Source organism: Gordonia sp. 852002-10350_SCH5691597 (assembly GCF_001665715.1).
In the GTDB taxonomy this organism is placed as follows: domain Bacteria; phylum Actinomycetota; class Actinomycetes; order Mycobacteriales; family Mycobacteriaceae; genus Gordonia; species Gordonia sputi.
In genome coordinates this window covers 1-17,210 of the sequence record NZ_LZMO01000113.1, presented here as the reverse complement: position 1 = coordinate 17,210, position 17,210 = coordinate 1, and the positions used below count along the sequence as shown (strand labels likewise).

At 64.7% G+C, this 17,210-nt stretch carries 18 protein-coding genes; 13 read left to right on the top strand and 5 right to left on the bottom strand.

Translation table 11 applies throughout. The annotated features are described in order from the left end of the window. Window positions 1-23 precede the first annotated feature (23 nt). Window positions 24-773, bottom strand: a complete 750-nt coding sequence (locus tag A5777_RS08390) for an ABC transporter permease (RefSeq protein ID WP_005204836.1) — start codon at window positions 771-773, stop codon at window positions 24-26. On the opposite strand from A5777_RS08390, the gene A5777_RS25670 reads away from it, so the two are divergent. After that, window positions 772-906 (top strand): hypothetical protein, encoded by a 135-nt coding sequence (locus tag A5777_RS25670; protein ID WP_269446992.1) that lies wholly within the window; start codon window positions 772-774, stop codon window positions 904-906. The two genes, A5777_RS08390 and A5777_RS25670, sit on opposite strands and share 2 nt — an antisense overlap. 25 nt (window positions 907-931) lie before the next feature. Here A5777_RS25670 and A5777_RS08385 read toward each other — a convergent pair whose 3' ends face one another. After that, window positions 932-1,708, bottom strand: coding sequence for an ABC transporter ATP-binding protein (locus A5777_RS08385; RefSeq protein ID WP_005204835.1), 777 nt, complete (start codon window positions 1,706-1,708; stop codon window positions 932-934). A gap of 328 nt (window positions 1,709-2,036) precedes the next feature. On the opposite strand from A5777_RS08385, the gene A5777_RS08380 reads away from it, so the two are divergent. The 6 genes from A5777_RS08380 (at window position 2,037) to A5777_RS08355 (ending at window position 7,167) form a co-directional block, all read left to right on the top strand. Further along, on the top strand, window positions 2,037-3,239 hold the full coding sequence (locus A5777_RS08380; protein WP_064862298.1) for a hypothetical protein: 1,203 nt from the start codon (window positions 2,037-2,039) through the stop codon (window positions 3,237-3,239). Window positions 3,240-3,330: 91 nt separating this feature from the next. Further along, window positions 3,331-3,966, top strand: a complete 636-nt coding sequence (locus A5777_RS08375) for a DUF4178 domain-containing protein (protein WP_064862297.1) — start codon at window positions 3,331-3,333, stop codon at window positions 3,964-3,966. Beyond that, the gene (locus A5777_RS08370) at window positions 3,963-4,490 is read left to right on the top strand and encodes a DUF2617 family protein (RefSeq protein ID WP_064862296.1); all 528 of its coding nucleotides are present in this window, start codon (window positions 3,963-3,965) and stop codon (window positions 4,488-4,490) included. The genes A5777_RS08375 and A5777_RS08370 overlap by 4 nt, the downstream gene beginning before the upstream one ends. After that, window positions 4,487-5,071, top strand: coding sequence for a DUF4247 domain-containing protein (locus A5777_RS08365; RefSeq protein ID WP_082933591.1), 585 nt, complete (start codon window positions 4,487-4,489; stop codon window positions 5,069-5,071). Before A5777_RS08370 ends, A5777_RS08365 begins: the two co-directional genes overlap by 4 nt. A gap of 84 nt (window positions 5,072-5,155) precedes the next feature. Continuing rightward, window positions 5,156-5,587 (top strand): DUF350 domain-containing protein, encoded by a 432-nt coding sequence (locus tag A5777_RS08360; RefSeq protein ID WP_197502322.1) that lies wholly within the window; start codon window positions 5,156-5,158, stop codon window positions 5,585-5,587. Beyond that, on the top strand, window positions 5,584-7,167 hold the full coding sequence (locus A5777_RS08355) for a polyamine aminopropyltransferase (RefSeq protein WP_064862295.1): 1,584 nt from the start codon (window positions 5,584-5,586) through the stop codon (window positions 7,165-7,167). Before A5777_RS08360 ends, A5777_RS08355 begins: the two co-directional genes overlap by 4 nt. 13 nt (window positions 7,168-7,180) lie before the next feature. Here A5777_RS08355 and A5777_RS08350 read toward each other — a convergent pair whose 3' ends face one another. Both A5777_RS08350 and A5777_RS08345 read right to left on the bottom strand, forming a co-directional pair. Next, complete coding sequence (locus tag A5777_RS08350) at window positions 7,181-8,029, bottom strand: SDR family oxidoreductase (RefSeq protein WP_064862294.1); 849 nt, start codon at window positions 8,027-8,029, stop codon at window positions 7,181-7,183. Between the two features lie 236 nt (window positions 8,030-8,265). Then, complete coding sequence (locus A5777_RS08345; RefSeq protein WP_064862293.1) at window positions 8,266-9,213, bottom strand: dipeptidase; 948 nt, start codon at window positions 9,211-9,213, stop codon at window positions 8,266-8,268. 142 nt (window positions 9,214-9,355) lie between these two features. Between A5777_RS08345 and A5777_RS08340 the strand changes: the two genes are divergently transcribed. The 6 genes from A5777_RS08340 (at window position 9,356) to A5777_RS08315 (ending at window position 15,845) form a co-directional block, all read left to right on the top strand. Then, complete coding sequence (locus A5777_RS08340; protein ID WP_197502321.1) at window positions 9,356-10,615, top strand: sensor histidine kinase; 1,260 nt, start codon at window positions 9,356-9,358, stop codon at window positions 10,613-10,615. Next, complete coding sequence (locus A5777_RS08335) at window positions 10,612-11,391, top strand: LytR/AlgR family response regulator transcription factor (protein ID WP_064862291.1); 780 nt, start codon at window positions 10,612-10,614, stop codon at window positions 11,389-11,391. The genes A5777_RS08340 and A5777_RS08335 overlap by 4 nt, the downstream gene beginning before the upstream one ends. Beyond that, on the top strand, window positions 11,388-11,864 hold the full coding sequence (locus A5777_RS08330; RefSeq protein WP_064862290.1) for a hypothetical protein: 477 nt from the start codon (window positions 11,388-11,390) through the stop codon (window positions 11,862-11,864). The genes A5777_RS08335 and A5777_RS08330 overlap by 4 nt, the downstream gene beginning before the upstream one ends. Beyond that, window positions 11,861-13,609, top strand: coding sequence for a sodium/solute symporter (locus tag A5777_RS08325; protein WP_064862289.1), 1,749 nt, complete (start codon window positions 11,861-11,863; stop codon window positions 13,607-13,609). The genes A5777_RS08330 and A5777_RS08325 overlap by 4 nt, the downstream gene beginning before the upstream one ends. A 188-nt stretch (window positions 13,610-13,797) precedes the next feature. Further along, a complete protein-coding gene (locus A5777_RS08320) occupies window positions 13,798-14,205 on the top strand; it encodes a DUF485 domain-containing protein (protein ID WP_005206665.1) in 408 nt (135 codons plus the stop codon). After that, entirely contained in the window at window positions 14,202-15,845 is a 1,644-nt protein-coding gene (locus A5777_RS08315; protein ID WP_005206667.1) for a solute symporter family protein, read from the top strand. Before A5777_RS08320 ends, A5777_RS08315 begins: the two co-directional genes overlap by 4 nt. A gap of 91 nt (window positions 15,846-15,936) precedes the next feature. On the opposite strand, the gene A5777_RS08310 is transcribed toward A5777_RS08315, so the two are convergent. Then, on the bottom strand, window positions 15,937-17,210 hold a 1,274-nt coding region (locus A5777_RS08310; protein ID WP_231894991.1), incomplete at its 5' end, for an amidase.

The window sequence follows — 17,210 nt, the reverse complement described above, 5'->3', positions numbered from 1 at the left end:
GGGCTACGACTACGAGTGGGAGGTCAGCGGCGGCGGGCGACGGCAGCGTTGAGCATGCTGAACACCGCGAAGACGGCGATGCCGAACAGCGATGCGAGCACGATGGCCGCGATGAGATCATCGGACTGCAGACGCGCGCGGTAGACGTCGAGCAGGGTGCCGATCCCCGGTTCGCCCTTCGCGAAGAACATGTCGCCGATGATCGCACCCACAACCACGAGCCCCGACGCCGTGCGGAATCCGGTCATCATCGCCGGAAGTGCCGCCGGGAACTCGAGTTTCAGCAACCGCTGGGTGCGCGAGGCCTTCGACAGCGTGAACAACTCGTGCATTCCACGGTCGACGGAGGTGAGTCCGAAGTGGGTGTTGGCGATGATCGGGAAGATGGCGATGATCACACACACGATGGTGCGGGCCACCATGCCGTACCCGAACCACAGACCGATCAACGGGACGATCGCGAGAACCGGAATCACCTGCAGCACAACGGCCCACGGGTAGATCGCCCTCTCCATCAACGAGCCGCGACTCATCAGCACGCCGATGGCGATACCGATGACGGCGGCGAACAGGAAGCCGACGAGACTCACCTTCGCGGTGACCCAGAGTGCGTCGAGCATGGGGTTGACGTGAGCCTTGTCGAGCAACGAGTTGGTCAACACCTCGTGCGGCGGCGGAAGAAGGAATCGCCGCTGCGGAGAGAGGATCACCATGCTGACCAGGTACCAGAGCCCGATCGCCGCGGCCAGCGACACCGCGGGCGGTGCGACCATGCGCACCACCGTGCGCATTCGAGATCTCGCCGACGATGTTGCGCCGCCACCCGATGCGCCACCTGGTGCGTCTCCCGAGGTCGAGGCGGCCGGCGCCGCTGCGGCGACAGCGGTGCTCGACGTCGAATCATGAGTCATTGCAGTCGTTGTGATGGTCATCAGGCACCTCGGAGTGTTTCGGAGATCGCGGCGACGTACGACGTGAAAGCCGGGTCGAAGCGGATGTCAGGTTGACGGGGATAGGGCAGGTCGATGCGGATGTCGGCAGCGATCCGGCCTGGTCGGGCAGACATCACGATCACGCGGTTGGCGAGGAACACGGCCTCGGGCATCGAGTGGGTGATGAACAGCGCGGTGAATCCCCTATCGCCGTAGAGCCGCAGCAGTTCTGCCTGCATGTCGAGGCGCGTCATCTCGTCGAGCGCGCCGAACGGCTCGTCGAGCAACATCACCTCTGGTTCCTTGGTGAGCATGCGCGCCAACGAGACTCGCATCTTCATGCCACCCGAGAGCGTGCGCGGAAGCTGCTTCTCGAAGCCGGCAAGGCCTACGGCGTCGATCGCCGCGGCGGCACGTGCCCGACGCTCCGAGCGTGGCTCGCGCGCGATCTCGGCACACAGTTCGACGTTGGCCTGCACGGAACGCCACGGCAGCAGTGTCGGCTCCTGGAAGATCACTCCGACCGAATCGGTGGCCAGTGCGACGCTTCCGGTGGTCGGCGCCTCCAGACCCGCAGCCATGCGCAGGAGCGTCGATTTGCCGCAGCCGGAGGGTCCGACGATCGCGACGAAGTCGCCGCGGGCGATGTCGAGGTCGACGTCGGCGAGAGCGATTGTGCCGGAGTCGAACTGCTTCGATACGCCCGACGCCGAGATCATCACACCCTTGGTGAGATGCCTCGCGTCAGCGTCGTTGACGGTGTCGATCAGGTTCATGGGTACATCCATCAGAGCCACGGCACATGAGAGCGCCTACATGTAAGAGTCGGACTTAATTCGCTTTCCGATTGTTGGTTACATGCATTGCGGGCGCGTGACCTGACGTAAACAGTATGTGACAGAACCCCGGGACTTGACCCCGTCTACGCAGGTGAAGAACCGCCAAAGTGCATGTCAAACGCAATTTTCCTGCACCAGATCCGCTCAGCGACGCTACATGCACCGGACTCGCAGGTTTCGCCGCAAGCCCCTACATTTACATGTAATCCACTCCAGGGACCGGCGACGTCGGTCTCGTTCACCCTTCCGCAAGAGGAGCTCTACCGTGTCCACAGATTCGTCGTCTCACGTCACCTCGCGACGTCGCAGACTGTCAGTACGCGCAGCAGTCGTCGCGGCAACCGCCTCCGCCTGTGTCGCCGCGCTCGCCGGGTGTACCGACTCGTCGTCGACGTCGTCGGGTTCAGCGCAGTCGCTGCCGCCCGCACCCGCCGAGTACAACCTCGCATCCGTGTGCCCGAAAAACGTCGTGGTGCAACTGCAGTGGCAGCCACAGTCGGATATGGCGGGCGTGATCGGACTGATGGGTCCCGGCTACACCGTCGACGCGAACCAGAAGTCGGCCACCGGCCCGCTCGCGTACGACGGCAAAGACACCGGCGTCGACATCACCCTGCGAGCGGGAGGCCCCGCGATCGGCTTCCAGTCGGTTCCCTCGGTGATGCACGCCGACGACAACATCGACCTCGGGCTCGTCCACGGCGACCAGCTCGTCTCGGCTGCGGCGAAGCAGCGGGTCGTCGCACTCACCCCGTTGCTGCAGTACAACCCGTCGATCCTGATGTGGGATCCGGAGAAGCACCCCGACTGGCGCACCATCGCCGACATCGGCAAGTCTGACGCGACCGTCGTCGTCTCGAAGGAGCAGGTCTTTCCGCAGTGGCTGGTGGCCAAGGGGCTACTGAAGCAGAGCCAGCTCGACACCGGGTACGACGGCGCGCCAGCACGATTCGTCGGCGACCCGTCGATCGCGCAGCAGGGGTTCGTGAACTCCGAGCCCTACACCTACGAGCATGAGACACCGTCGTGGGACAAGCCCGTCGCCTACGCGATGGTCCGCGACGCCGGCTACGACGTCTACGCGTCGAACGTGAGTGTGCGGCCCGACAAGATGGAGAAGCTCTCGCCCTGCTTGGAGAAGCTGATCCCGATGATCCAGCAGACCGGCAAGAACTACGTGAACTCCCCCGATGCGATCAACAAGACCATCACCGATTGGGTCTCGCAGGACGTCTCGTTCAGTCCGTACAGCGCGGGCGAGGCGTCGTATTCGGCCAAGATCCTCAAGGAGAAGGGCGTGATCGGCCCGGACGCCGCGGGCGTGTGGGGCGGCATCGACATGGCCAAGGCGCAGGAGTCGATCAATCAGCTGATCCCGGTGCTGAACAAGACCGGATCTGATCTACCCGCGCAGATCCCCGCGACCGACCTGTACTCGACCCGGTTCATCGACACGAAGATTCAGTAGAGCCGGGGTTCAGTGGGGCCGGCTGGACGTCATTCGGGGCACCGAGTGTCGGTGCCCCGAATGTCCGACCCGACCCACTATCCTCTGAGCAATGGAATTCGTGCTGATCATCGTCATCGCTCTGTTGGCGATCATCGTCGTCGTGCTCGTCTTCAACGTCTTGACCAAACGCAAGCGCGAGCAGGCCGAGCGGGACGCGTTGTATTCGCGCACGTACCAACCGCGTGACCCCTTCTCGACCGCAGACGACGACGCCGTCCACGGCGACCCTCGCCAGCTCAAGCCGGGCGACCTCGTCGAGATCCGCGGAGAGACATTCGCGGTCCGGGGCACGCTGAAGCTTTCGCAGGACGGCTTCTCGTGGGCAGAGAACTTCCTCGACACCGGCCTCGGTCGGAAGGCCTGGATCTCGGTCGAAGACGATCCGGACCTCGAGGTGGTCCTCTGGCAGGAGCTCAGCGGCGTGACCCTGACCCCCGGACCGGCATACGTCGACCTCGAAGGTCGGCGCTACACCAACGACGAGGCCGGCACGGCGCAGTTCACATCGTTCGGAACGACGGGCCTCGCCCAGGTCGGTCGGATGCGCTACCACGATTACGCGGCGGGCAGCGCCCGACTCTCCTTCGAGGACTACGGCGGCGGGTGGGAATGCGCACGCGGCGAGGTGCTCGCCCATTCGGAGTACCGCATCTACCCGTCGAATCCCGGCCCGGGGCAGCGGTGAGCCCGTTCACCGACCTCGACGTCGCGTTCTCCGATACTCGGGCCGGTCAGCTCGGTTTCTCGCTGACCGCGCCCCAGCGTGAGCCGCTCGCCACGGCAGATCACACCATCGGGTCGTTGACGTTCTCCATCCGGCTGCTCGGTGCCAGCCACCAGATCGTCGTCACCGACGACGCGCACGAACTGTGCGAGACGGTCGCCTGCCTGCCCGACATCACCACCGCACTGCCGGACAGTTTCCAGGCCGACGGCTACGTGTTCTCCTCGCGCGTCATCGAGTGCAGCTCCGATGCGATGGCCGAGATGGTCGAACAGATCGAGTCGGAGGTCGATGGACATGCGCGCGACGGGCTGCCCGCGTTACTCGGACGATTCCCCGGCAACGAGCTCGCGGTGACGGCGGTGACCGCCGACATCTACGACGACGCGCTCGTCTGGCGCACCTGGCACACCTATCCCCAGGCAGGCGAGGTGGTGGTCACGTCGAGCCGAATGGACCGGGACGCCCTGGCGGTCCGGCCATGACCTATCCGACGGCAGGAAACAACCCGGAAGGCCAACGGCATGGCCCGCAGGGGCCCAGCTGGTCCGGCGGGCCTCCGGGACCGGGTGATCCGACCCGCAGGCTGCGGCGGATACGCAATACCATCATCGCGCTCATCGTGATCGTCGCGTTCATAGTGCTCGGCTCGTGCGCGGTCAGCGCGCTTCGCGGATCAGGAGGTGGGGATGCGAAGGCGTACGTGACGTCGCATTACCAGCGCGACAGTTCGCTCGACGAATCCGACGTCGACGCATACATCGCCGACGGCGACCCGTCGACTGTGTCAGCACAACTCGCGTCCGCACAGAGCCCCACCGATCAGCGCGCGGGCGACTCTGCCGGCGCGGGAAACATCGCAGGTACGCAGTTTCTGCAGTATCCCGGCTACCTCATCGGCCTTTTCCCTTATGCCACAGGCAAAACCAAGGTGATGGTCAGTCGCGACTACCGATCCGGGTACAACCACTATCACAGCTACGTCGGCGGCTATTGGGTCCCGACACCCGACTTCTCGGGATCGGGAAGCTCCAACCGCGGCGGTGGCAGTGGAACCGGAAAGTAAGGCGCACAAGCGCAGAGCGGGATGCACGTTCCGCCCACACACAGCAGTCCGACCAGAGCAAGCATGAGACACGGGAGTACACACATGATCTCGGCCGACGCGATCCTCACCAACGCCTACTATGCCGCCGCCTACGCGGGTGTCGGGGTGTTGCTGATGCTGATCTCCTTCGCTGTCATCGACGCTCTGACGCCGGGCAATCTGCGTCATCAGCTGTGGATCGACCGGAACCGCAATGCGGGAATCCTCGTCGGCTCCAACCTGATTGCGGTCGCGATCATCGTCACCGCTGCGATCGCGGCGAGCGAGGGGCGCCTCGCCGTCGGGTTGACCTACACCGTCATCTACACACTCATCGGCCTCGCGGTGATGTGCGCGACGTTCTTCATCATCGACCTGTTCACTCCGGGCAAGCTGGGTGAGATCGTCATCGGGGCAGAAAGCCACCCCGCGGTGTGGGTTCACGGCATCTCCCACGTCGGCATCGCCGTGATCGTCGCCGCCGCAATTCTGTGACGCTCCTGGCCGACGACGTCGCTCCGCGATCACGGTTTGCCCGTGTCGGATTGCTCGCGGTCGTATTCGTCTGCGCGGCATGCGGTCTCGTATACGAACTGGCACTGGTGTCGCTCGGCTCGTATCTGATCGGCAACACCGCGACACAGGCGTCGATCGTCCTGGCGGTCATGGTCTTCGCGATGGGCGTCGGCTCGCTCGCAGCAAAACCCCTGCAGCGGCATGCGATCACGGCGTTCGCAGCCATCGAACTCACCCTGGCACTGCTTGGCGGACTGTCGGTCTTGGCGCTGTACGCGGCGTTCGCGTATCTGTCGCTGTACACCCAGGCACTTGTGGTGGTCGCCTTCGTGTTGGGTCTGCTGATCGGCGCGGAGATCCCGCTGCTGATGGTGCTGTTGCAGCGTATTCGCAAGCAGGAGGCGGGTTCTGCGGTCGCCGACCTGTTCGCCGCCGACTACATCGGAGCACTCATCGGCGGACTGTGCTTCCCATTCGTACTGCTGCCCGTGTTCGGACAATTGCGCGGTGCGATCGTCGTCGGCCTCGTCAACGCCATCGCCGGCTGCTTCCTGGTCTTCGTGATGTTTCGGAAGTCGCTGACGCGCAACGGGTTCGCTGTGCTGAGTGTGGCCGCTGTCGCGGTGATCGCGGTATTGGTGGCCGCGCTGGTCTATGCCGACCGTTTTGAGGTGACCGCTCGTCAGGCGATGTACCGAGACCCGATCGTCGCAGCAGAACGTACGCAGTATCAGGACATCGTGATCACCGAGCGACGCATCGGGTCCGGGCGCGACACGCGGCTGTATCTGAACGGGGACCTGCAGTTCGCATCGAGCGACGAGTACCGCTATCACGAAGCACTCGTCCACCCCGCGATGGCCGACGCGGTGGCCCGCAGCAGCATCGGCGGGTCAACGCCTACGTCGGTACTCGTCCTCGGTGGCGGCGACGGCCTCGCCCTACGAGAAGTGTTGCGCTATCCCGGTGTTCGGCCGACGCTCGTCGAACTCGATCCCGCGATGATTCACCTCGCACGCACTGATTCCCGACTGCTCGAGTTGAACCGCAACTCGATGAACGATCCGCGCGCGAACATCGTCACCGCCGACGCCTTCACATGGTTGCGACAGCAGCACGAGCGGTACGACGTGATCATCGTCGACATGCCCGACGCAGACGAATCAGCAACAGCCAAGCTGTATTCGACCGAGTTCTACTCACTCGTGAAGGCCCATTCCGCACCAGGCGGGCGGATCGTCGTGCAGTCCGGCTCACCGTATTTCGCGCCGAAGTCGTACTGGTGCATCGGGTCGACGCTGCGTTCTGCCGGGCTCGCCGTGACGCCGTACCACGTCGACGTCCCGTCGTTCGGCGACTGGGGATTCTTTCTCGCCGATGAGGGCGCGGCCCCGAAGCTCCACCTGCACGCTCCGGGGCCGATGCGCTTCCTCAGCGAAGCCGAACTGTCTGCGGCCGCGGTGTTCCCACTCGACCGACAACCACTCGACATGCCGCCGTCAACCCTGATGGACCCGCGGATTCTGCGCTACGCCCAAGGCGAGTGGGCCACCTACTGATTCGGGAAAGCGGCTACTGCGGGTCGACGAAGATGTCATACTCGATCGGGTCCTGCCCGCCGTAGATCGAGAAGTCGGTGACACCGTCCTCAGCCAATACCTCGACGTCGAGGTAGCACCGGCCGGTCTGCGTGGAGTCCTTGGAGAGCACAGCGACAGCGGCGTCAGCCATGATCTGTGGCGATCGGGAGTGCGCGACGGCGTCGTCGCCACCGAGCAGGTTGCGGACTGCGGCGGTCGCAATCGTCGATTCCGGCCACAGGCAGTTGCTCGCGACGGCGGCGTCGGCATATTCGGCGGCGAAACCCATTGCCGCAAGCGTCATTCCGTACTTGGCCAGCATGTAGCCGGGGTGCTTGCCCAGCCACTCTGCGCTCATGTTGAGCGGCGGTGACAGCGTGAGCACGTGCGCGTTCGGCGACTTCCGAAGGTACGGAAGGCATTTCTGGGTGAGCAGGAAGGTCCCACGGACGTTGACCTGCTGCATGAGATCGAACCGGTTTATCGGCAGATCTTCGGTCGGCGTCAGGTTCAACACGCTCGCGTTGTTGATGCAGATGTCGACGCCGCCGTAGGTATCGACCGCTGTTTGGACGGCACGCGCGACGTCGTCCTCATTACGCACGTCGCCGACGATGCCCGTCGCCTGGCCACCTGCTGCCTCGATCTCCTCGACGGCCGTGTGGATGGTGCCGGGTAGCTTCGGGTGCGGTGCGTCGGTCTTGGCCAGCAGCACGATGTTGGCTCCGCGTGCTCCAAGGGCGGTCGCGATCGCGAGGCCGATGCCGCGGCTACCACCTGAGATGACGGCCGTCCGTCCCGCGAAGGTCTGGTCGGGTGTTGACGACGATCCTGTAGCCACTGTTGACCCCTCTCGTGTGGTGATTGCACGGGCATACGCACATGTCACCACGGCACCAAATCCGCGAAATACGTTGTGCGCCCTGCACAATCGTATTCCATTTCGAAGAGCGAGCTGTCAGGCTGCTCCCGGGAGCAGGTTCGCACATGCACGGCAGAACGTCAAGACCGAGCGCTCGGTCGGGAATCCGATCAGGTGTGCACGCCCGGCGGTCGCGACCGCATTGCCGGCGTGGCCTACCAGCTCTCGGCGGCGACGCGTCGAAAATTGCTGCCGAGCACTGCCGCGATGTCGGAGTCGCCCCAGCCTCGCCGCGACAGGTGGGCCCCCAGGGTGATGAACACCTCGGGAGCCATCCACTGGATCGGCCCCCAACGGGTGTACGAATCGTCGAAGGAGTCCGGGTGATCGCGGACCTCGGCGAGGAAGTCAGCGGCGTCAAACGAGTGGTCGGTGCTGACGCCGACGTGGTCGATCCCGATGAGGTCGACGGCGTATTCGAGGTGGCGGGTCATCGCGTCGAGGGTGGGCGTATTGGGGCCGAGGAAGATCCCGACGCCGGTGATGCCGACGACACCACCGGTGCGGGCACATTCGCGTGCCTGATCGTCGGTGATGTTGCGCGGATGGTCCCAGACCGAGCGCATGCACGAATGGCTGTAGATCACCGGCTTGGTCGACGTGTCACACAGGTCGAGGCCGGTACGGACACTGCAGTGCGAACCGTCGGGAACCATTCCGGCAGAGTTCATTTCGGCCACCAGCTGTCGCCCCCACCGAGTGAGTCCGGTGTCCGTGGCGTCCAGACAACCGCATCCCGCCGCGTTGGCGTGGTTGTAGGTGGGCAACATGGTGCGCACGCCGAGTTCGACGAAGCGGCGGACGTTGTCGAGGTCGCCGTCGAGCGGGTTGGAGTCCTCGAGATCGAAGCCGACGGCGATCTGTCCGCGGTCAGCCGCGGCGTCGATGTCGTCGAGCGATGCGACAACCGTCAGGTCACTGCGGCGCGAGATGGCAGAACGAAAGTGCGCCAACAGGTTTGTCGAGTCGGCATGGGTCTGTGGCGCGTAGCCGACGTTGACCGAGACATACGTCGTGCCCGGCCGCGAGAACCTGGTCAGGTAGCCGACGTCGGCGTCGGGTTGCAGCGGCAGACACGCGTGCTGGTCCCAGAGGAGCGTCATCGTAGCTCCTCTCCCAACTGGTCCGTCGTCGCACATCCGTCATCGCAGACACTCGTTTCTGCCACATACCGCTCGCATGCTCGCAAGAATGGTCGCATGAAAAGTGCTGACCCCGCCGAGGCGCCGTTGGGGTCGATGTCTGATGTCTGATGGTGTGGCCGTACTGATCGCGGTGCTCGCCATTGCCGCGATCGCTATGGTCGCGGTGCTGCTCCGAACGCGCCGCGTCGTAGCGACACCCACCGAACGCGCTGTGCACTCCACGCTGAACACCGCGTCGAGGGCCGCCCGCCCGTTGCGGCGGGGTCTGACAACCGAGTCGGCGCAGGAGGCGCTCGGTCCGCTGCGAACCCTCACCGCCACCGATGCGATCGCCCTGTACGACGCGGATGGCACACGACTCGCCCGCGACGAGCCGCACATCTGGGACGAACGGCTGCTGAGCCGGGCCAACGACATCGCCGCGACCGCGGGTGAAGAACTGCGGCACGTGTTGCTCCGCGATCCTGTCGGCGTCGACGCGCGCATACGTGCGCTGATCGCCCAGCCGCTCGTGGTGGACGACGTCGCCGTAGGCGTACTCGTCGTCGCATCCGTTCGGCTACCGGGTCCGGGCATGCTGAGCGCGATCTCGGAGGTCGCGCGCTATGCGTCGAGTCAACTCGAGCTCGCAGACCTCGACGCGTCACGAGCTCGTCTGGACCGCGCGGAGGTTCTCGCACTACGCGCACAGATCAGTCCGCATTTCATCTACAACGCGTTGAGCACCATCGCGTCGTTCGTACGAACCGATCCGGACCGCGCACGCGAGCTCATCCTCGACTTCGCCGACTTCACCCGCTATTCCTTCCGCGCCGCGGGCGAATACACGGTGCTGGCCGACGAACTGCGCAACATCGACCGCTATCTCACGCTCGAGCGTGCTCGCTTCGGCTCGGCGCTCGACGTGCGGCTGCAGGTCGCCCCGGAGGTGCTCGGCGTCGTACTCCCCTTCCTCGCCCTGCAACCCTTGGTGGAGAACGCGGTGCGGCACGGCGTCGCGGCGCGAGGTGGTGGAACGATCTCGATCGTCGCCCGCGACGAGGGCACCGACTGCGTCATCGCCGTCGAGGACGACGGTGTGGGAATGGACCCGGAGTTGCTGCGCTCTGGAGCTATCGACGCACTCGACGCGACGTCGACCGAACCCACCGAGGAGACGTCGGGCGCGCGGGTGGGGTTGACCAACGTTGACCATCGCCTGCGCGCTGCGTTCGGCAACAACTACGGTCTAGTGGTCGAGACAGGTGTGGGTGCCGGCACGAAGGTCAGCATGCGGGTGCCGAAGTTTCGCGCAGGTGTGCGTGTGGAGCAGTCGCCGACGCACCCAGCAACGCCGACACAGGAGGCGAACCCGCGATGACCCTGACCGTTCTAGCCGTCGACGACGAACCTCCGGCGCTCGACGAGTTGGTGTACCTGCTCGAACGGAGAACAGATGTCGGCGAGGTGATCCGCGCGGGTGACGCCACCGCCGCTCTGCGCGAACTCGCCGAGAACTCGGTGGAGGCGATCTTTCTCGACATCAATATGCCTGGACTCTCCGGAATCGAACTTGCCCGTGTACTCGGCAACTACTCCGACCCGCCGTCGATCGTGTTCGTCACGGCACACGAGGATCGTGCGGTGGATGCGTTCGACGTCGGCGCCGTCGACTATCTGTTGAAGCCACTGCGCGAGGAGCGGCTCGGGCAGGCCGTCGAACGTGCGGTTGCCGCGCGGTCAGCTGTCGGTGCGGACTCACGTCAAGACGTCAACGACGATGTGATCCCCGTGGAGCTGTCCGGGGTGACCTCGTTGGTGCGGCGTGATTCGATCTCCTGGGTCGAGGCCGTCGGCGATTACGCCCGACTACATTCGGACTCCGGTGCACACCTGGTGCGCATACCGCTTTCCACGCTCGAATCCCGCTGGCGTGAGCACGGTTTCAGCCGCGTGCACCGTTCGTACCTGGTGAATCTGCCGATGGTCGGTGGAATGCGCACCAGCGGGTCTCAGACCCTGGTCTGTGTACGGGCAAACGGCGCGTCGCCTGCCGTGGAGCTTCCGGTGAGTCGACGTCAATCCCGGGAGTTGAAGGAGCGCCTCGTCCACGATCCACTTCGTGCCTACCGGACGCCGTCCGGCGACGACACATGAGCGAGCCGTCGACTCCCCGCCGTGAGCGCGTCGTGTTGGCACAGAGACGGGGTGCCAGGAGGGTTCGCACGCGCGTCGAGGTCCGGGAGCAAACCGAGGTCGGCGATGCATTGGTGCGGGGTCTGATGCGCGCCCAGCTCGGTCTCGCGCTTCGGCTCGGCGTCACGACGGGTCTGCTCATTGCCTCCATTCCGTTGCTGGGCACCGTCTTTCCGACGTTGGGCGAGGCGACGATTGCCGGTGTCCGACTGAACTGGCTTGTCCTCGGCGTGCTGATCTATCCACTGCTCTACCTGGTCGGCCGGGTGTACGTGCGAATCGCGGAGCAGGCCGAGGACGACTTTCTCGGACTCATCGAGGAGGACACCGACGCGAGCGTCGACGGCGGCACCGATGCGAGCGTCGACGGCGGCACCGACGCGAGCGTCGACAGCGGCACCGACGTTGTCGTCGAGAATGGCGAGAACCCGTGACCGACTACGGTATTCGCATCGTCACCGCGGCGGCGCTGCTCCTCGCTGCGCTCGCGACGGTGGCGGTCGGTGTCTACGGTGGCAGGAGATCGCGCACGACCTCCGACTTCCTCGTCGCCTCGCGCGCGGTCAGTTCGCGGCGCAACGCAACGGCGATCTCAGGCGAATACCTCTCTGCGGCATCGTTTCTGGGAGTGGCGGGGTTGGTCGCCAAGTACGGCGCCGATGCGCTGTGGTACCCGGTCGGCTTCACCGCGGGATACCTCGGCCTGTTGATGTTCGTTGCGGCACCGCTGCGCCGATCCGGTGCGTACACGGTGCCGGATTTCGCGGAGTTCAGACTCGGTTCGCGAGCGGCACGCCAGACCGCGATGGTTGTCGTCGTCGTGGTCTGCCTGATGTATCTGATTCCCCAGCTCCAAGGCGCGGGACTGACTTTGAACATCCTGCTCGGCGCACCCGTGTGGGTGGGGGTGGTTCTCGTCGGAGCGATCGTCGTCGTGAACGTGGTGGGCGGCGGCATGCGGTCGATCACCTTCGTCCAGGCGTTTCAGTATTGGCTCAAGCTGACGGCCATCGGGATTCCGACGATTGCGCTTCTCGTGGTGTTCTTCGCAGATCGGCCCGCACTTGGAGAACCCGCACCCCCTCGAGTGTCCGAAGCGACGACGGTCGACGTCACCACGGATGTGGTTGTGGCAGTACCGGAGACCGACGGTGTCGAGGTGACAGGCATCGTCGACGGCGAGCCCGTCAACGACGCACCGTTCGCGTCGGCGGGTGAACACACCGTTGCGGCGGGGAGCACGATCCACCTGCGCGCAGGAGCAGCGACGCCCGTTGTGGCAGGCACACCGTCGACAGGCCGGCGATGGCTCGCGTCCGGCGGCGGATTCGGTGGCCCGCACGCACTTTTCGCCGTCTTCTCGCTGATCGTCGCAACGTTCCTCGGCGTGATGGGGCTGCCGCACGTACTGGTGCGCTTCTACACCAACCCGGATGGACGCTCGGCGCGTCGAACCGCGGTAACCGTCATCGTCCTGCTCGCCGTGTTCTACCTCTTCCCCCTGCTCCTCGGCGTGCTTGCCCGGGTGTACGTCCCCCAACTCCTCATCACCGGAACCGCCGACGCCGCGGTGCTGTTGCTCCCGAGCGCAGCGGTCGGAGGCATTCTCGGCGAACTGTTCGCCGCGCTGGTCGCGGCAGGCGCCATCGCGGCGTTCCTCGCTACGTCGTCTGGTCTGCTCATCAGCGTTGCGGGGGCACTGTCGACCGACGTGCTGCCAGGTCGGGTCCGCGACTTTCGACTCGCAGCCGCGATCGGTGGTGCACTCGCGATCGTCATCTCGTTCGCCGCGTCCGATCTCGAACTGTCGCGGACCGTCGGGTTCGTCTTCGCCATCGCCGCGTCGACGCTGTGTCCGCTTCTCGTACTCGGCATCTGGTGGCGCGGGTTGACGCCCGCGGGCGCCATCGCGGGCCTTGCCGTTGGCGGGCTGTCGTCCGGCATCGCGACGTCACTGGCGATCGCGGACGTCGTGGACGACGAGCTCGGCAACGGCTGGCCGTCGGCGATCATCGGCTACCCGGCCGCTGTCACCGTTCCACTCGCCTTCGTGACCATGATCTGTGTGAGCGCGATGACCCACCGCCACAGGATCGCCGACGTGTCGCAGATCTTCGCGCGGATGCATGTGCCGGAACGGCTCGGCCTGAGCGTCGAACGGGTGCCAGAGGAGCCATGACACCGCGGCGACAAGGTTGTACGAGTATTTGACGACGCCCAGAGGGCAACCGTTCGTCGGCCCGTAACGACCGCTCGGCGCACGATTCGCGGTCTTCATCGTGTGACCTGCGACACCTCTTGTGAGTGATCTCCGTCTCTTCGAGAGTTGACGGGTATCCACATCACACGAGTTCTTTCGGAGGCACGGTGTCAACCACAGAGCACGTACCCGAAGCGCATTCCGCGCCGACGGGGCAACAGTTCATCGACATGCAGCGCAGTGACCAGTTTCAGGATCTTCGTACGACGTTGCGCCGGTTCGTCTTTCCGATGACTGCGTTCTTCCTCATCTGGTACGGCCTCTACGTGGCCCTCGGCGCCTTCGCGCACGACTTCATGGCCACTCCGGTCTGGGGCAACATCAACGTCGGTCTGATTCTGGGTCTGCTGCAGTTCGTCTCGACCTTCGTCATCACCGGGGCCTATGTGCGGTTTGCCAATCGTGAGCTCGACCCCAGGGCAGCCGCTCTCCGCGAAGAGATGGACGCAGAATGCGCGGGCGCCGCACAGCGCTCCAACGCCACACAGGGCACCGATGAGGGAGTGACCCGATGAACTCCTCTGCCACACTTCATCTCGCCGCCGGAACGGTCGGGAACCCCGTCGCCAACATCGCGATCTTCGCCGCGTTCGTGGCGATCACCATGTTCGTGGTGATCCGCGCGAGCCGAAACAACTCAACCGCCGCGGACTATTTCACCGGTGGCCGAGCATTCTCCGGCCCGCAGAACGGAATTGCGATCGCGGGTGACTACCTCTCTGCGGCAAGCTTCCTCGGCATCGCGGGTGCCATCGCCGTCTATGGATACGACGGGTTCCTCTACTCCATCGGCTTCCTCGTCGCATGGCTGGTCGCACTCCTCCTCGTTGCCGAATTGCTGCGCAACACAGGGAAGTTCACCATGGCGGATGTACTGAGTTTCCGATTGAGGCAACGCCCCGTCCGACTCGCCGCCGCGATCTCGACGCTGGTTGTCTCCCTGTTCTATCTGCTGGCGCAGATGGCGGGCGCCGGAGGCCTCGTTGCGCTCCTCCTCGACGTCGAATCGCGCACCGGCCAGTCGATCGTGATCGCCGTGGTCGGCGCACTGATGATCGTCTACGTGCTCGTCGGCGGAATGAAGGGAACCACGTGGGTGCAGATCATCAAGGCCGTCCTGCTGATTGCGGGCGCGGCCATCATGACCCTCATGGTACTCGGCAAATTCGGGATGAACTTCTCGGAGATCCTCGGCTCTGCGCAGCATGCCATTTCGGGGTCGTCGAGTGAGAAGATCGCCTCGCATGACGTGCTCGCGCCCGGAGCCAAATACGGCGGCTCGGTGGAATCGAAGATCAACTTCATCTCGTTGGCTGTTGCACTCGTGCTCGGTACCGCGGGGCTCCCGCATGTGTTGATGCGTTTCTACACAGTTCCCACCGCCAAGGAGGCTCGACGCTCCGTTGTCTGGGCCATTGCTCTGATCGGCGCTTTCTACCTCTTCACGCTCGTGCTCGGTTACGGCGCTGCTGCGATCGTCGGTCCGGACCGCATCATGGCCGCAGCGGGCAAGGAGAACGCCGCAGCACCGCTACTGGCCTTCGAACTCGGTGGTGTCATCCTGCTCGGAGTGATCTCCGCGGTCGCCTTCGCGACGATCCTCGCCGTCGTCGCGGGATTGACCATCACCGCGTCAGCGTCCTTCGCGCACGACATCTACGGCAGTGTCATCAAGCGCGGCAGGGCAAGTGAAGCCGACCAGGTGCGCGTATCACGGATGGCCGCGGTGACTCTCGGTGTGCTCGGCATCGTGCTCGGCATTCTCGCCAACGGTCAGAACGTCGCCTTCCTCGTGGCACTCGCGTTCGCGATTGCAGCAGCAGCCAACCTGCCGACGATCCTGTTCTCGCTGTACTGGAAGCGATTCAACACCCGCGGTGCGCTGTGGAGCATCTACGGCGGGCTCGGGCTGACGTTGATCCTCATCATCTTCTCACCGGCAGTGTCAGGCAAGGCGACATCGATGCTTCCCGGCTCCGATTTCGCGTGGTTCCCGCTGGAGAACCCGGGGATCGTGGCAATCCCGGTCGCGTTCCTGCTCGGGATCGTCGGAACGCTGACTGCGCCCACGGATCGGGGCACTCCGGAACGCAATGCGGAGATGGAGGTGCGTTCACTCACCGGGATCGGCGCCGAAAAGGCTGTGGCGCACTGATGTAGCGGAGCTGTACAGCCTGGTAGGGCCAGCGATGCCGGGCACTCGATCGACAACCGAGTGCCCGGCATCGTGCTGTGCACAGGCAAGTTCAACCGGCCGTCGTGCGCGCGTCCTGAATCCGCGCGAACGGCCGGGCCGCCTCGAGTTGGTATGCCAGTTCCAGCAGCGTCCGTTCGTCGCCGATGTCGCTGCAGAAGTGCACTCCCACAGGCAATCCCGTCGACGACTGTGCCAGCGGCAGGCTCACTGCGGGCGTACCGGAGGTGTTGTTGATCGGCGTGAACGAGACGTATCGCATCAACCGCTCGAAGACGACGTCGAAATCGCCTGCGGGGTCGAGGTATCCGATCTCGGGGGTGGTATGTGCGAGTGTCGGCGAGAGCACCACGTCGAACCGTGTGAACATCTCCCGAAACGTCGCGGTGGAGCGTGTGAGCGCGCGGATCATCGCGGGGGTGTGCCACATGCGACGCAGATACTTCCGTGACAGTCCGCGCGTGAACGCATCGAGCTGTGATCGCTCGAATCCCTTGCCGTAGGACCGCTTTCCGAAATGGTCGATGAAGAAGGCCAGCAGCGCCCAATACTCGGTGAAGTCGTCGACGTATCGTCTGTCGACGGGGACCGGCACATGTTCGACGCCGTGCCCGAGCGTCTCGAGCAGTTCGGCGACGCCTGCCACGGCGGTCTCTGTGTCGCGGTCGAGCAACTGTCCGGTGATCGGTTCGGTCATCATCGCGATGCGGAGCTGACGTCGACTCTCGCCGGCCACGAGTCCGATGGCGGGCAGATCGGCTGCAGGTCGGTACTTTTCGGTATCGGCGAGGAAGTGTGCGGTGTCGCGCACCGAGCGGCTCACGATTCCGTTGGCAATCAGGTCGATCGGCATCTGCTTGGATTCGGCCGTCAGCAACAGCCGTCCCCGACTCGGCTTGAAACCCACCAGGCCGCACGCGGCCGCGGGGATACGGATCGACCCGCCTCCGTCATTCGCGTGCGCGATAGGAAGCGCGCCTGCCGCGACCAGAGCGGCCGACCCTCCCGATGAAGCGCCACAGGAGAATTCGGTGTTCCACGGATTGCGGGTGGGCGGCCTGTCGACGAACTCCGTTGTCGCGGTGAGCCCAAAGGCGGGCAAGGTCGACGCACCGACGATGTTCACACCGGTTGAGACGAACTGTTCGAGGAGCGGTTCGGTGGTCGACGCGGGGGTGCCCTCGATCGTCAAGAACAACACGGACTTTGCCGGGATTTCGACTCGTAACGGCTCTGCCGCTACTCCTGACACCCCCGCGCCGACCACCGAACCGCTCCTCGAACAGTTCGTCTCAACCGGTGTGAACATCGTCGGTGCGTCGACCT